This is a genomic window from Streptomyces sp. NPDC058650 (assembly GCF_042717315.1).
GTDB lineage: Bacteria > Actinomycetota > Actinomycetes > Streptomycetales > Streptomycetaceae > Streptomyces.
On record NZ_JBHXRL010000011.1, the window covers coordinates 100,403 to 113,577 of the forward strand.

The 13,175-nt window shown below is 73.2% G+C and carries 14 protein-coding genes; 9 read left to right on the top strand and 5 right to left on the bottom strand.

The features are described 5' to 3' along the window. Window positions 1-149: 149 nt before the first annotated feature. The gene (locus tag ACFWWU_RS21020; protein WP_317600512.1) at window positions 150-800 is read right to left on the bottom strand and encodes a response regulator transcription factor; all 651 of its coding nucleotides are present in this window, start codon (window positions 798-800) and stop codon (window positions 150-152) included. Further along, entirely contained in the window at window positions 797-2,026 is a 1,230-nt protein-coding gene (locus tag ACFWWU_RS21025; protein WP_384147331.1) for a histidine kinase, read from the bottom strand. The genes ACFWWU_RS21020 and ACFWWU_RS21025 overlap by 4 nt, the downstream gene beginning before the upstream one ends. A gap of 124 nt (window positions 2,027-2,150) precedes the next feature. On the opposite strand from ACFWWU_RS21025, the gene ACFWWU_RS21030 reads away from it, so the two are divergent. Next, entirely contained in the window at window positions 2,151-3,257 is a 1,107-nt protein-coding gene (locus ACFWWU_RS21030; RefSeq protein WP_384147332.1) for an ABC transporter permease, read from the top strand. After that, on the top strand, window positions 3,254-3,934 hold the full coding sequence (locus tag ACFWWU_RS21035; RefSeq protein WP_384147333.1) for an ABC transporter ATP-binding protein: 681 nt from the start codon (window positions 3,254-3,256) through the stop codon (window positions 3,932-3,934). Before ACFWWU_RS21030 ends, ACFWWU_RS21035 begins: the two co-directional genes overlap by 4 nt. Before the next feature lie 75 nt (window positions 3,935-4,009). On the opposite strand, the gene ACFWWU_RS21040 is transcribed toward ACFWWU_RS21035, so the two are convergent. Beyond that, complete coding sequence (locus tag ACFWWU_RS21040; RefSeq protein ID WP_024758417.1) at window positions 4,010-4,819, bottom strand: IclR family transcriptional regulator; 810 nt, start codon at window positions 4,817-4,819, stop codon at window positions 4,010-4,012. 335 nt (window positions 4,820-5,154) lie between these two features. Here ACFWWU_RS21040 and allB point away from each other — a divergent pair, with 335 nt between their 5' ends. Continuing rightward, window positions 5,155-6,489, top strand: a complete 1,335-nt coding sequence (allB, locus tag ACFWWU_RS21045; RefSeq protein ID WP_384147334.1) for an allantoinase AllB — start codon at window positions 5,155-5,157, stop codon at window positions 6,487-6,489. Between the two features lies 1 nt (window position 6,490). Beyond that, window positions 6,491-7,606 (top strand): allantoicase, encoded by a 1,116-nt coding sequence (gene alc, locus ACFWWU_RS21050; RefSeq protein ID WP_384147335.1) that lies wholly within the window; start codon window positions 6,491-6,493, stop codon window positions 7,604-7,606. Window positions 7,607-7,909: 303 nt separating this feature from the next. Here the strand turns inward: alc and ACFWWU_RS21055 are convergent, their stop codons facing one another. Further along, on the bottom strand, window positions 7,910-8,650 hold the full coding sequence (locus ACFWWU_RS21055) for an SDR family NAD(P)-dependent oxidoreductase (RefSeq protein ID WP_384147336.1): 741 nt from the start codon (window positions 8,648-8,650) through the stop codon (window positions 7,910-7,912). Between the two features lie 169 nt (window positions 8,651-8,819). Here ACFWWU_RS21055 and ACFWWU_RS21060 point away from each other — a divergent pair, with 169 nt between their 5' ends. The 3 genes from ACFWWU_RS21060 to ACFWWU_RS21070 all read left to right on the top strand — a co-directional run bounded on the left by ACFWWU_RS21060 (window position 8,820) and on the right by ACFWWU_RS21070 (window position 10,859). Next, window positions 8,820-9,428 carry a dihydrofolate reductase family protein gene (locus tag ACFWWU_RS21060; RefSeq protein WP_384147337.1) on the top strand — a complete coding sequence of 203 codons (609 nt, stop codon included), beginning with the start codon at window positions 8,820-8,822 and terminating at the stop codon, window positions 9,426-9,428. A 118-nt stretch (window positions 9,429-9,546) separates the two neighbouring features. Then, window positions 9,547-10,482, top strand: coding sequence for a DMT family transporter (locus ACFWWU_RS21065; RefSeq protein ID WP_384147338.1), 936 nt, complete (start codon window positions 9,547-9,549; stop codon window positions 10,480-10,482). A gap of 11 nt (window positions 10,483-10,493) precedes the next feature. Beyond that, entirely contained in the window at window positions 10,494-10,859 is a 366-nt protein-coding gene (locus tag ACFWWU_RS21070; protein ID WP_384147339.1) for a hypothetical protein, read from the top strand. Window positions 10,860-10,894: 35 nt separating this feature from the next. Here the strand turns inward: ACFWWU_RS21070 and ACFWWU_RS21075 are convergent, their stop codons facing one another. Then, the gene (locus ACFWWU_RS21075) at window positions 10,895-11,116 is read right to left on the bottom strand and encodes a hypothetical protein (RefSeq protein WP_384147340.1); all 222 of its coding nucleotides are present in this window, start codon (window positions 11,114-11,116) and stop codon (window positions 10,895-10,897) included. Window positions 11,117-11,261: 145 nt separating this feature from the next. On the opposite strand from ACFWWU_RS21075, the gene ACFWWU_RS21080 reads away from it, so the two are divergent. Further along, complete coding sequence (locus ACFWWU_RS21080; protein WP_384147341.1) at window positions 11,262-12,482, top strand: sensor histidine kinase; 1,221 nt, start codon at window positions 11,262-11,264, stop codon at window positions 12,480-12,482. Then, entirely contained in the window at window positions 12,479-13,162 is a 684-nt protein-coding gene (locus ACFWWU_RS21085; protein WP_384147342.1) for a response regulator, read from the top strand. The genes ACFWWU_RS21080 and ACFWWU_RS21085 overlap by 4 nt, the downstream gene beginning before the upstream one ends. Window positions 13,163-13,175 lie beyond the last annotated feature (13 nt).

The following is a 13,175-nucleotide window of genomic DNA, read 5'->3' on the forward strand; positions in this document are numbered from 1 at the left end:
TGCCGTCTGACGGTCCTGCCGTCTGGCGGCCCAACCGCTTGGTGGCCTTACCCGTCTCGTGGCCTCAGCCGTCTGCTGGCCCTATCCGTCTGCTGGCGGTATCCGTCTGACGGCCTTGGCACTCTGATGGCCTTACCCGTCTGACCGTTCTACCGCCTGATCAGCCGTCGGGCCGTCGCCGCCGCCACCGCGGCCGTCCGCGAGTCCACGCCCAGCTTCGCGAAGATGTGTACGAGGTGCGACTTCACCGTCGCCTGGCTGAGGAACAGCGCCTTGCTGATCTGCTGGTTCGACAGGCCCTCGCCCACCAGCTGGAGCACCTCCAGCTCCCGTTTCGTCAGGGCCTCCGCCGGTGTCCGCATCCGGTCCATCAGCCGGTGGGCCACCGCCGGGGCGAGCGCCGACTGCCCGGCCGCCGCCGTCCGTACCGCCGCCGCGAGTTCCTCCGGCGGTGCGTCCTTCAGGAGGTAGCCGGAGGCGCCCGCCTCCACCGCCGCCAGGATGTCCGCGTCCGTGTCGTACGTCGTCAGGACCAGCACCTTCGGCCCGCCGGGGGCCGCGGTGATCGCTGCCGTCGCCTCCGAACCGTGCATCCCGGAGCCGAACTGCAGGTCCATCAGGACCACGTCCACGCCCCCGGCGGCGGCCAGCTCCACGGCCCGCTCGGCCGTGGCGGCCTCGCCGACCACCGTGAAGCCGGGCTCCGTGTCGAGAACGGCGCGCAGGCCCGCCCGGACCACCGGGTGGTCGTCGGCGAGGAGAAGCCTGATGGCCGGGGTGCCGGCCGGGTCGACGGTCATGCGGGGACTCCAGCGGGGAGAGGGAGGGACACGGCCACCGCCGTGCCCTGGCCGGGCGCCGACTCGACGGTGAACGTGCCGCCCAGCGACTCGGCGCGCGAGCGCATCGCCGGAAGCCCGAAGCCGCCCTCCGAGGACTGCCGTACGGACCCCGGAGCAAAGCCCCTGCCGTCGTCGACCACGTCCAGGGTCACCGAGGCCCCCATGAACGACAGCGTGATCTCGGCCCGCGAGGCCGAGGCGTGCCGCACGGTGTTCGCGAGCGCGGACTGCGCGATGCGCAGCAGCGCCACCTCGTACGGGGTGGGCAGCTCGGCCGGCGTGCCGCTCACCGAGAACCGGACCCGCGGCCCGGCCCCCGCTCCGTAGGCGCCGTAGGACCCGTCAGGACCGGAACCGGCACCCGGCTCGCACAGTCGCTCCAGGGCCGCCGCCAGCGAGCCGTGCTCCAGGTCCGGCGGCGACAGCGCCCTGACGAAGCGCCGCGCCTCCGCCAGGTTGTCCTGCGCCGCCTGCCGCGCCCGGTCGATGTGACCGGCGGCCGGGGAGTCCGGCGGCAGCGCCCGCTCGGCGGCGCGCAGCAGCAGCTGGATCGAGGACAGGCCCTGTGCCAGCGTGTCGTGGATCTCCCGCGCGAGCCGCTCGCGCTCGGCGAGCGTCCCCGCGTGCCGCTCCGCGGCCGCCAGCTCCGCCCGCGTCTCGATCAGCTCCTCGATGAGCCGGCGCCGCCGCTCGCTCTCCCGGTACAGGGCCTGGTAGCCGAGGACCGTCGCCACCGCGACCGCCCCGCCGAGCAGCGGCCCGATGAAGACCCCGGGATTGAGCGGGGCGCCGTGCCCCACGTACGAGAGGATCGCCGCGCCCGCCGTCAGCGTGACGGCCGGCAGCGACCAGCGCGTGGGCAGCAGATGCAGCTGGAGGAAGTAGAGCGGGAAGGCCACCCAGAGCGCGTCGGGCGTCAGCCAGAGCAGCGCCAGCCAGGACGCGCCCAGGACGCCCAGCCAGAGGGCGGCGGCCCGCTGCGAGCTGCCCACGGACGGCAGCAGCGAGCCGGTCGCGTAGACCGCGCCCACGACCACCGCCATCACCGTCCCGGCGGCCGAGTCGGCCCGTACCGCCGCGAGGACGAGCAGGCCCGCCATCAGCAGATGGAGGCAGAGGCGCAGCGCGCGCAGGGCGGGGGTGAGGGGGCGCCGGGCGGGGTGGAGGGAGATGAGGGGATCCATGTCCCCTCCAGCGTAGACAGCGGGCGGACGGGGAACGGACAATCCGGACTCAACCGAAAGTTTGATTGCGGAGCCATCCGTGGCGCGATGCCCGGACCGCCCCCCTCGGACCACCCTGGTCACCATGTTCGTGGCATGGAGAGACCTGAGATTCGCCAAGGGGCGGTTCGCCCTCATGGGCTCCGTGATCGTCCTGATCACCCTGCTCGTGGGGCTGCTGTCCGGGCTGACCGCCGGGCTCGCGCGAGAGAACATCTCCGCGATCACCGGCCTGCCCGCCGACCGGCTGGCCTTCGCGGCGCCGCCGTCCGGGCAGTCGGTCTCCTTCACCAGCTCGACGGTGACGGAGGAGCAGTGGGACGGGTGGGCGAAGCGGCCCGGCGTGACGGAGGCCGCGCCGCTCGGCATCCGTACGCTCAACGCCGCCGCCGGGGACCGTACCGCCGCCGTCTCCGCCTTCGGCACGGAGCCGGGGACGGGTCTCGCGCCCGAGAGCGGCCGGCTCGGTGCCGGCAAGGCGGTCCTCTCCGAGTCCGCGGCGGAGGAACTGGGCGTGGGCGTCGGCGACGCGCTGCGCCTCGGACCCCTGGAGGCCACCGTCACGGCCGTCTCCGGCGACGCCTCGTACAGCCACACCCCGGTCGTGTGGACCTCCCTCGACGACTGGCAGCAGCTCGGGCACAGCGGCACCACCCCGCAGGAGCAGGCCACCGTCATCGCGCTCAGCGGGAGCGGCGGCGGCAGTGACGACGGCAGCGGGGTCGACTGGGCGGCCGGCGACAAGGCCGCCGGGACCGAGGCGCGGACCATTGACGACGCGCTCACCGCCATAGGGTCCTACCAGGCCGAGAACGGCTCGCTCCAGCTGATGCGCGGCTTCCTCTTCGCGATCTCCGCGCTCGTCATAGGAGCCTTCTTCACCGTCTGGACGATCCAGCGCAGCGGCGACGTCGCCGTCCTCAAGGCGCTCGGCGCCTCCACGCCGTACCTCCTCAAGGACGCCCTCGGCCAGGCCGTCCTCATGCTCACCGCGGGCACCTTGCTCGGCACCGCCCTCGCGGTCGGCATCGGCGCCCTCGTCAGCGGCGGGAACGTGCCCTTCGTCCTGGAACCGCTCACCGTGCTCGGGCCCGCCGCCGTGATCATCGTGCTCGGGGTGCTCGGCGCCGCCCTGTCCATCCGGCGGATCACCGCCGTCGACCCCCTCACCGCCCTCGGGAGCGCCCGATGAGCCTCGTCCTCGACGCCGTCACCCTGACCTACCCCGACGGAGACGGCCGGCTCACCGCCCTCGACTCCGTCTCCCTGACCGTCCCCGGGGGCACCCTCACGGCCGTCGTCGGCCCCTCCGGCTCCGGCAAGTCCAGCCTGCTGGCCGTGGCCGCGACCCTGGTGACCCCGGACCGGGGACAGGTCGTCGTCGCCGGTACGGACACGGGGCCGCTCACCCCCGCCGCCCGCGCCGAGCTGCGGCGCGAGCACATCGGGATCGTCTTCCAGCAGCCCAACCTGCTGGCCTCGCTGAGCGCGGCGGAACAGCTCCAGGTGATGGCGCACCTGTCGGGGCGCGCGCCGACGTCGGTACGGGGCCGGGCCATGGACCTGCTCGACGCGGTGGGCCTCGCGGACCAGGCGCACCGCCGCCCGCACCAGTTGTCGGGCGGTCAGCGGCAGCGGATCAACATCGCGCGGGCCCTGATGAACGAGCCGTCCGTGCTCCTGGTCGACGAGCCGACGAGCGCCCTGGACCACGAGCGGGGCGCGGCGGTCATGGACCTGCTGGCCGGCCTGACGGCCGAGCGGGGCACGGCGACGGTGCTCGTGACCCACGACAGCACCCATCTGGCCCGCACGGACCGCACGGTGACGGTCCAGGACGGTCGGGTGACGGAGGCCGAGCGGGTGTGACGCATACGGAAGGGCGCCCGGAACCGCGAAGGTTCCGGGCGCCCTTCCGCGTGTGCGGTACGGCAGGCTCCGGGCTCAGCCCTGGCCGTTGCCCGTCGTGTTGGCGAGCGCCGCCGACAGTTCGCGGGCGACCTGCTGGAGGATCGGGACGATCTTCTCCGTGGCCGCCTCGGTGACCCGGCCGGCCGGACCCGAGATCGAGATCGCGGCGGCGGTGGGGGAGTCGGGGACCGGCACCGCGAGGCAGCGGACCCCTATCTCCTGCTCGTTGTCGTCGACCGCGTACCCCGTCGCGCGGACCGCTTCGAGGGCGTCGAGGAAGCCGTCCGGCGTGGTGATGGTCTTCTCGGTGGCGGCCGGCATGCCGGTACGGGCGAGCAGCGCGCGCACCTCCTCCGCCGGGGTGTGCGCGAGGAGCGCCTTGCCCACGCCGGTCGAGTGCGGCAGGACCCGCCGGCCGACCTCGGTGAACATGCGCATCGAGTGCTTGGACGGCACCTGGGCGACGTACACGATCTCGTCCCCGTCGAGCAGCGCCATGTTGGCGGTCTCGCCGGTCTCCTCGACGAGCCGCGCCAGGAAGGGGCGCGCCCAGGTGCCGAGGAGGCGGGAGGAGGACTCGCCGAGCCGGATGAGGCGGGGGCCGAGCGCGTACCGCCGGTTGGGCTGCTGGCGCACGTAGCCGCAGGCGACGAGGGTGCGCATCAGGCGGTGGATGGTGGGGAGCGGCAGTCCGCTGCTGGCGGAGAGCTCGCTCAGCCCGACCTCGCCCCCGGCGTCGGCCATCCGCTCAAGGAGGTCGAAGGCACGCTCAAGGGACTGGACGCCACCGCTCGCGGCGGCGGGCTTGGCGGCGTCGGTGGTGCTGGCGCTGGACGTCGGCACGTCAACGGTCCTTTCGAGGCAGGCGGGCAAGTCAGCAGCCTACCGGGCCACCGGCCGGGACACCTGGTCCCGGTACCGGCGTACGGGCCGGTCAGGGGGTGTTTGTCCGGGTGTCGGGGAGGGCTCGGCGCGGTCCGGCTCCGCCTCACATGTGGGGAGCTACGTTCTACTGTACGGAATTTCCATTCCACTTTGTGGAAACATCTAAGTCGGGTTCGCCGACGGCCGATGCTGGAAGTGTGCCCTTGACGACATGTCGTCCGGAAGTGAAGACTCCTTCAACAGTTCGTTGAATTTCTCGGTTCCTCAGTGGATCGCTTGAAGAAGGGGTATGGGTGGACGTCAACCTGGTCCTGCGCTCGACTCGCGTCATCACCCCCGAGGGGACGCGCCCGGCGTCGATCGCCGTCTCCGGCGGGACGATCGCTGCCGTGCTGCCGTACGACGCCGAGGTACCGGCCGGCGCCCGCCTGGAGGACGTCGGCGACGACGTCGTCCTGCCGGGCCTCGTCGACACCCACGTGCACGTGAACGACCCGGGCCGCACCGAGTGGGAGGGCTTCTGGACCGCCACCCGCGCGGCGGCCGCCGGTGGCATCACCACGCTGCTCGACATGCCGCTGAACTCCATCCCGCCGACGACGACGGTGGAGAACCTGCGGGTGAAGCAGGACGTCGCCCGCACGAAGGCGCACATCGACGTCGGTTTCTGGGGCGGCGCGCTGCCCGACAACGTCAAGGACCTGCGCCCGCTGCACGACGCGGGGGTCTACGGATTCAAGTGCTTCCTGTCGCCGTCCGGCGTGGACGAGTTCCCGTCGCTGGACCAGGAGCAGCTGGCGAACTCGCTCGCCGAGATCGCGGGCTTCGACGGCCTGATGATCGTGCACGCCGAGGACCCCCACCACCTCGCGGCCGCACCGCAGAAGTCCTCCGCCGAATACGCGGACTTCCTCGCCTCCCGTCCCCGGGACGCCGAGAACACGGCGATCGAGAACCTGGTCAACCAGGCCCGACGGCTGAACGCCCGCGTCCACGTCCTGCACCTGTCCTCCTCCGACGCGCTGCCGCTGATCGCCGCCGCGAAGGCGGACGGCGTCAAGGTCACGGTCGAGTCGTGTCCGCACTTCCTCACGCTCACCGCGGAGGAGATCCCCGACGGCGCGACCGAGTTCAAGTGCTGCCCGCCCATCCGCGAGGCCTCCAACCAGGACGCCCTGTGGCAGGGGCTCGCCGACGGCGTCATCGACTGCATCGTCTCGGACCACTCGCCGTCGACCGCGGACCTGAAGACCCCCGACTTCTCCTCCGCCTGGGGCGGCATCTCCTCCCTCCAGCTCGGCCTCCCCGCGATCTGGACCGAGGCCCGGCGCCGCGGCCACTCCCTGGAGGACGTGGTCCGCTGGATGTCCGAGGCCCCCGCGCGACTCGCGGGCCTGTCGCGGAAGGGCGCCATCGAGGCCGGCCGTGACGCCGACTTCGCCGTCATCGACCCGGACGCGACCTTCACCGTCGACCCGGCCGAACTCCAGCACCGCAACCGCATCACCGCCTACGCGGGCAAGACCCTGAGCGGCGTCGTCGCCTCCACCTGGCTGCGCGGGGAGCGGATCGTCGACCACGGCACCCTCGCCGAGCCCTCCGGCCGCCTCCTCGAAAGGAACAACTGACGTGTCCGTCATACCCGGCTTCACCGGTGACGCCAGCCCCTACGGCGGCGGCGACCCGTACGCCGACTACCGCACCGCCGACTTCCCGTTCACCCAGTACGCCGACCTCGCCGACCGGCGCCTCGGCGCGGGCGTCGTCGCGGCCAACGACGAGTTCTTCGCCGAGCGCGAGAACCTGCTCAAGCCCGAGGCCGCCGAGTTCGACCCCGAGCACTTCGGCCACAAGGGCAAGATCATGGACGGCTGGGAGACCCGCCGCCGCCGTGGCGTCTCCGCCCAGCAGCCGCACCCCACCGAGGACGACCACGACTGGGCGCTCGTACGCCTCGGCGCCCCCGGCGTCGTCCGCGGCATCGTCATCGACACCGCCCACTTCCGCGGCAACTACCCGCAGGCCGTCTCCGTCGAGGCCACCTCCGTGGCCGGCTCGCCCTCGCCCGAGGAGCTCCTCGCCGACGACGTGAAGTGGACGACGCTCGTCCCGCGCACCGCCGTCGGCGGCCACGCCGCCAACGGCTTCGCCGTCGACGTCGAACAGCGCTTCACCCACCTGCGCGTCAACCAGCACCCCGACGGCGGCATCGCCCGCCTCCGCGTCTACGGCGAGGTCGCCCCCGACCCGCGCTGGCTCGCCGTCCTCGGCACCTTCGACCTCGCGGCCCTGGAGAACGGCGGCCAGGTCGAGGACGCCTCCGACCGCTTCTACTCGCCGGCCACCAACACCATCCAGCCGGGCCGCTCCCGCAAGATGGACGACGGCTGGGAGACCCGCCGCCGCCGCGACAAGGGCAACGACTGGATCCGCTACCAGCTCGTCGCCGAGTCCGAGATCCGCGCCGTCGAGATCGACACCGCCTACCTCAAGGGCAACAGCGCGGGCTGGGCCGCGCTCTCGGTCGCGGCCGAAGGCTCCGACGACTGGGCCGAGATCCTGCCCCGGACCCGCCTCCAGCCCGACACCAACCACCGGTTCGTCCTCGACACCCCGGCGGTCGGATCCCGGATCCGCGTCGACATCTACCCGGACGGCGGCATCTCCCGCCTCCGCCTCTTCGGCTCCCTCACGGAGGCCGGCGCGGCGCGGCTGACCGCCCGCCACCAGGAGCTGGGCGGCTGACCGCAGGACACCCGAGAACCGGGGGCCGGCCCGACCGGCCTCCCTCTGAACCGGGCGGGTACGACACCCCGCCCGGCCCGCGAGGGCGCACCGACCGACAGCACGGTGCGCCCTCGCGCAACCCCCCCTTTTTTTGGGCTCGGTCCGCCTCCGGGGCGCTACAGCCGGGCTCACAGCCCCGACCGTGCTCGCCCCCTCCTTCGTCGGGGGCTCCGCGCGCTCGGGGATGTTCCCCCGGCGCGCCCCTTCGGCTCACTCGCCGGTCCCGTCGGTGACGGCGCCTGCTCGCGGTGCCCCCGTCGGTCAGGCCGCGTGCCCGCCGTCCACCGCGAACTCCGCCCCCGTCACGTACCGCCCCTCCGGGCCCGCGAGGAAGGCGACCATCGCCGCCACCTCGTCCGCCGTGCCGAAGCGGCCGAGCGCCGTCATCGCCGCCTGGCCCTCCGCGTACGGCCCGTCCGCCGGGTTCATGTCGGTGTCGATGGGACCGGGGTGGACGAGGTTGGCCGTGATGCCGCGCCCGCCCAGCTCCCGGGCGAGCGCCTTCGTCAGGCCGATCAGCGCCGCCTTGCTCGTCGCGTACAGCGTGCCGCCAGGGCCGGGTACCCGCTGCGTCATGCAGGTGCCGATCGTGACGATCCGCCCGCCCTCCGGCAGCCGCCCGGCCGCCGCCTGCGAGGCGAGGAAGGCCGCGCGGACGTTCACCGCGAGGACCCGGTCCACGTCCGCCAGGGACAGCGACTCCAGCGGGCCGAGGACCCCGACGCCCACACTGTTCACGAGGACGTCGAGCCGGCCCAGGGCGTCCGCCGCCCACTCCACCGCGCCCGCCGCGTCCCCGGCGTCGGCCGCGTCCGCGCGCAGGGGCAGTGCCTTGCGCCCCGCGGCCTCGATCCGCGCGGCGACCTCCATGGCCGCCGCCTCGTCCCGTACGTAGGTGAAGGCCACATCCGCGCCCTCCCGTGCCAGCCGGACGGCCGTGGCCGCGCCGATCCCGCGGCTGCCGCCCGTCACCAGAACCGCCGTGCCGTTCATCGTGGACATCCCGAAACCTCCGTGAGAAGTGCTTAGTTGTTGCGGGTTCAATGAAAGTCGGCGGGGCGGTCGGACGCTGGCGGGAATCGGACGCCGACCCGATCACCGATGAGTTCCGCCGAGCGGTGCGGTCCGAGCTTCTGAGACACGATGGACAGGACCAGAAAGGGCACTCGCCATGGCCACGCTCAGCCTTACCCAGTTCCTCACCCTCGACGGCGTCCACCAGGCGCCCGGCGGCCCGCAGGAGGACCCCAGCGGCGGGTTCGAGCACGGCGGCTGGTCCGTGCCGTACGGCGACGAGGACTTCGGACAGTTCATGAACGAGGTCTTCACCCGCCCCGCCGCCTTCCTCCTCGGGCGTCGCACGTACGAGATCTTCGCGGGCTACTGGCCGAAGCAGACCGACCCCGACGACCCCATCGCCGGCAAGCTCAACGCCCTCCCCAAGTACGTCGCCACCACCACCCTCGACACCGCCGACTGGGCCGGGACCACCCTGCTCCGCGGTGACGTCGCGAAGGAGGTCGCCGACCTCAAGGAGAGCCTCGACGGCGAGATCCAGATGCACGGCAGCGGCGGCCTCGCCCGGACCCTCCTCGACCACGACCTGATCGACACCCTCCGCCTGCTCGTCTTCCCGGTGATCCTCGGCACCGGCCGCCGCCTCTTCGCCGACGGGGTGCGCCCCACCGCCTTCCGGCAGACCGACGCGCGCACCACCGGCTCGGGCGTCGCGATCCTCACGTACGAGCTCGGCGGGCGTCCCACCTACGGCAGCTACTGACCAGCGGAAAGTCCCGGAAAGGTGTAGCCACCACCGGCCGCGCCGGGTACGGTGATCGCTCCGCGTGCGAGCCGCCGAAGTCTCCACCCCGCCACAAGAGTTGGAGAAACGGCCCGCAATGTCGGTTTCGTCTTCGATCGCCGCACCCGTGTCCCTCTGCGCCCCGCGCCGGGCCTGGCTCACCGATCTGCCCGTCCTGCTCGTCGCCGTCGTCTGGGGCGCCAGCTATCTCGCGGCCAAGGGCATCACCACCACCCACACCGTCATCGCGGTCCTCGTGCTGCGCTTCGCGGTGGTGTTGCCCGTCCTCGTCGTCGCCGGATGGCGCAAGCTGCGCGCGCTCACCGCGCCCCAGTGGCGCGGCGCCGCCGGCCTCGGGCTGATCCTCAGCGGGATCTTCCTCCTGGAGACGTACGGCGTCGTCCACACCTCCGCCACCAACGCGGGCCTGATCATCAGCCTCACCATGATCCTGACCCCGCTCGCCGAGGCCGCAGTCACCCGGGTCAGGCCACCCCGCGCCTTCCTCGGCGCCGCCGCGCTCTCCGTCGCGGGCGTCGTCCTGCTCACCCAGGGCGGCGGCTTCACCACCCCCTCCCTCGGCGACCTCCTCATGCTGCTCGCCGCCGTCGCCCGTACCGTCCACGTCCTGGCCATGTCCCGGATCAAGGCGGTCCGGTCGGCCGACTCGCTCTCCCTCACCACCGTGCAGCTCGGCGCCGCCGTCGCCGTCTTCGCCGTCATCGCGGCCTTCCCCGGCACGGGCGCCTCGCCCTGGGCCACGGCCCTCGACTTCGGTCCCCGCGAATGGGCCGGGCTGCTCTTCCTGTCCGTCTTCTGCACGCTGTTCGCCTTCTTCGTGCAGATGTGGGCCGTCCGCCGCAGCTCCCCGTCCCGGGTCAGCCTCCTCCTCGGTACGGAGCCCCTCTGGGCCGCCGCCGCGGGCATCGCCCTCGCCGGCGACCGCCCCGGAGTCCTCGGCCTCGCGGGCGCGATCCTCGTTCTGGCGGGCACCAGTTGGGGCCGTCGCACGGCCGACGAGAACGCCCGGTAGGTTCTCCGATCATGCGTTCACCTGCCTACGACGACGCGTTCCGCGCCCGTGCCCGGCGCACCCGGGGCTGGGGTCTCGGCCTCCTCGCGGTGGCCGGCCTGCTCTGGATCGGGTTCGCGGTCCTGCTCCTCACCCCGTACGAGGTGGAGCACGACTACGTCACGACGACCTGCCGCGCCCGCATCATCGCCGACGACCTCCACGACACCTCGCGGGTCTGCGCGGAGGCGCGTGACTGGCCGAGGCTCCTCGGCTACCTCGGCGCCTCCGTGCCGTTCGCCGTGGCCGGCTCCGTCCTCACCGCCATCGGCTCCGCCACCCACCGGGTGGCCGTGCGGCACGCCGAGACGACCCGGCCGGACACCGCGAGCGTCTGATGGCCCGGGGCGCCCTCCCGAGGTGCCCGCCAGGGTCAGGACTTCCGCACCCGGTCCGACACGATCAGGAGGACCAGGCCGAGCACGGCGATCACGATGTTGACGAACAGCTCCCGCCCCTCCATGAACCAGACGTTCTCGGTCAGGAAGCGGGTCAGGCCCATCAGTTTGAACCAGCCGTCCGTCAGCTCGCGGATCACCCCGCAGACACCGAACACGATCAGCAGGAACCCGACGCCCTCCAGAAACTTCTTCATGACTTGATCATGACCAGGCGCCGGGCCCGCCGCGTCCGACTCAGGTCCATGTCCACCGCTACCGAAGTATCGACCCGTGCGACTTCGGTAGCGTCCTGGCCCTTCCCTCACCCGCGCGGGGCCCCCGGCTGCGTACATTGCCGATATGACCCGTACGGAACGGCAGCGCTGGCTGCTCCCCTCCCACCTGGTCGAACCGGGCGAGAGCGGCGCGGGCAGGCCCCGCCGTACCGTCCGCGACTGGGTCGTCGACACCTCGCTCTTCCTCCTCGCGGCCCTCGTCGGTCTCGTCGCCGCCGACGCCGGCGCGCAGTACAGCAGCGAGCCCGTCATCCTCTTCGACCAGCTCGTCGGCGCCGCCGCCTGCTGCGCAATCTGGCTCCGCCGCCGGTGGCCCGCCGGGCTGGCCGTCACCCTCTCCCTGGTCAGCATCGTCGCCCCGGTCGCCGCCGGCGCCGTCCTCGCGAGCCTCTTCAGCGTCGCCGTACGCCGCCCCTTCCGCGAGGTCGCCTGGATCGGCGTCCTCGCCGTCGCCGCCTCCACCGTCCAGGTCTTCGTCCGCCCCGACCCCACCCTCAATGCCGGGATCGCCATCGTCCTCGGCTTCGTCCTCATCCTGCTCGTCACCGCCTGGGGCATGCTCGTCCGCTCCCGGCGCCAGCTCGTCGAGGCCCTCCGCGAGCGGGCCCGGCGCGCCGAGGCCGAGGCCGAACTCCGCGCCGCCCAGGCCCAGCGGCTCGCCCGGGAGGCCATCGCCCGCGAGATGCACGACGTCCTCGCCCACCGGCTGACCCTGCTCAGCGTGCACGCCGGAGCCCTGGAGTTCCGGCCCGACGCCCCGCCCGAGCAGATCGCCCGCGCGGCCGGCGTCATCCGCGACAGCGCCCACGAAGCGCTCCAGGACCTGCGCGAGATCATCGGCGTCCTGCGGACGCCCGGGGAGAACGGCGACGGCGACCGGCCCCAGCCGACCCTCGCCACCCTGGACGCGCTCGTCGCCGAGTCCCGCGAGGCCGGCGCCGACGTCGTCCTGGAACTCGACGTCGACACCGCCGAGGGCGCGCCCACCGTCCCCGCCTCCACCGGCCGCACCGCCTACCGCATCGCCCAGGAAGGCCTGACCAACGCCCGCAAACACGCCCCCGGCACCAAGGTCACCGTCACCGTGAGCGGCCGCCCCGGCGAGGGCCTCGACGTCACCGTCCACAACCCCGCGCCCGCCGGCCCCGTCCCGCCCGTCCCCGGCTCGGGCCAGGGCCTCATCGGGCTCACCGAGCGCGCCGGCCTCGCCGGGGGCCGGATGGAGCACGGCCCGGACCCCGACGGCGGATTCGCCCTCCACGCCTGGCTACCGTGGCCCGCATGACCATCCGGCTGATCATCGTCGACGACGACCCCCTGGTCCGCGCGGGCCTCACCCTCATGCTCGGCGGCGCCGAGGACCTGGAGATCGTCGGCGAGGGCGCCGACGGCCGCGAGGTCCCCGAGCTCGTCGACCGGCTCGCCCCGGACGTCGTCCTCATGGACATCCGCATGCCCCACGTGGACGGACTCACCGCCACCGAACGCCTCCGCGCGCTCCCCGGCGCCCCCGAGGTCGTCGTCCTCACCACCTTCCACGCCGACGAGCAGGTGCTGCGCGCCCTGCGGGCGGGCGCCGCCGGCTTCGTCCTCAAGGACACCCCGCCCGCCGAGATCGTCGCCGCCGTCCGCCGGGTCGCCGCCGGGGACCCGGTGCTCTCCCCGGCCGTCACCCGCCAGCTGATGAGCCATGTCGCGGCGGAGGCGGACCGGCCGCACCGTCGGGAGGAGTCGCGGCGCGCCGCGCTCGCCGCGCGCCTCGCCGAACTGGCCGTACGCGAAAGGGAAGTCGCCGTCGCCGTCGGCCGGGGTCGCTCCAACGCGGAGATCGCCGCCGAGCTGTACATGAGCGTCCCCACGGTCAAGACCCATGTCTCGCGCGTGCTCGCCAAACTCGGCCTCAACAACCGCGTCCAGATCGCCCTCCTCGTCCACGACGCGGGCCTCCTGGACGGAGAGAAGTAGTCGGATAGTCTGC

Bases quoted from the DNA above. Each gene is read 5' to 3' on its own strand.
- ACFWWU_RS21020 (WP_317600512.1), bottom strand. From the start codon at position 800: ATGACCGTCGACCCGGCCGGCACCCCGGCCATCAGGCTTCTCCTCGCC.
- ACFWWU_RS21025 (WP_384147331.1), bottom strand. From the start codon at position 2,026: ATGGATCCCCTCATCTCCCTCCACCCCGCCCGGCGCCCCCTCACCCCC.
- ACFWWU_RS21030 (WP_384147332.1), top strand. From the start codon at position 2,151: ATGTTCGTGGCATGGAGAGACCTGAGATTCGCCAAGGGGCGGTTCGCC.
- ACFWWU_RS21035 (WP_384147333.1), top strand. From the start codon at position 3,254: ATGAGCCTCGTCCTCGACGCCGTCACCCTGACCTACCCCGACGGAGAC.
- ACFWWU_RS21055 (WP_384147336.1), bottom strand. From the start codon at position 8,650: ATGTCCACGATGAACGGCACGGCGGTTCTGGTGACGGGCGGCAGCCGC.
- ACFWWU_RS21060 (WP_384147337.1), top strand. From the start codon at position 8,820: ATGGCCACGCTCAGCCTTACCCAGTTCCTCACCCTCGACGGCGTCCAC.
- ACFWWU_RS21065 (WP_384147338.1), top strand. From the start codon at position 9,547: ATGTCGGTTTCGTCTTCGATCGCCGCACCCGTGTCCCTCTGCGCCCCG.
- ACFWWU_RS21070 (WP_384147339.1), top strand. From the start codon at position 10,494: ATGCGTTCACCTGCCTACGACGACGCGTTCCGCGCCCGTGCCCGGCGC.
- ACFWWU_RS21075 (WP_384147340.1), bottom strand. From the start codon at position 11,116: ATGAAGAAGTTTCTGGAGGGCGTCGGGTTCCTGCTGATCGTGTTCGGT.
- ACFWWU_RS21080 (WP_384147341.1), top strand. From the start codon at position 11,262: ATGACCCGTACGGAACGGCAGCGCTGGCTGCTCCCCTCCCACCTGGTC.
- ACFWWU_RS21085 (WP_384147342.1), top strand. From the start codon at position 12,479: ATGACCATCCGGCTGATCATCGTCGACGACGACCCCCTGGTCCGCGCG.